This window comes from Campylobacter sp. 2018MI13, from assembly GCF_018501135.1.
Classification (GTDB): Bacteria; Campylobacterota; Campylobacteria; order Campylobacterales; family Campylobacteraceae; genus Campylobacter_E.
Map to the genome: position 1 here is coordinate 1 of NZ_JAHCZC010000179.1, position 601 is coordinate 601.

The 601-nt window shown below is 35.4% G+C and carries 1 protein-coding gene; it reads right to left on the bottom strand.

The features are described 5' to 3' along the window. On the bottom strand, positions 1-601 hold a 601-nt coding region (locus tag KJQ99_RS09525), incomplete at both ends, for a flagellin hook IN motif-containing protein (protein WP_284467055.1).

Genomic DNA, 601 nt, shown 5'->3' on the forward strand with positions numbered 1-601 from the left:
CTAAAGTATCATCTGTCATTGCAGCTTTATAAGTATCTATATGACCTAATAAATCGTTCTTAAACTTATCTAAAGCTTTTTGTTCTTCTGTATGGAAAGTATTATAAGCGTTACTTGCTGCTGTAGCTTGTTTAGTCTTAGTTAAACCATCGTTGTAAATAGCTGCATCTTGCACTCCGTGAGCGTTTTTAACATCTCCGAATGAATTTTCTTTTACCAATATTGAATTATCAGCACCAGTAGCATTCCAAGTTGCTTGTGCGCTTAAATCCACGCCTTTTTTATTGTTGCCATTTGCCGCATCTCTTACTACTAAAGAATGAACATCATTAGCTCCACTAGGAACTTTCACATTATCCTCAACCTTAATACCCCTACCATCTCTATTTGATAATACAAGTCTACCTTTAGTATCTACAGAAGCCTCAACCCCTGTTTGATCTTTAACAGCATTAATAGCAGCTCTTAAAGCACCATTAGCGTCTTTTTCTTGAACGCTTACTGTTCCGATTTTTACACCATTGATTGAGAAATTTGAAGTAGTTTCACCAGCTTTAATAGGTTGCTCAAATGTTGAAATAGCAGTTACACTAGCTTTAAT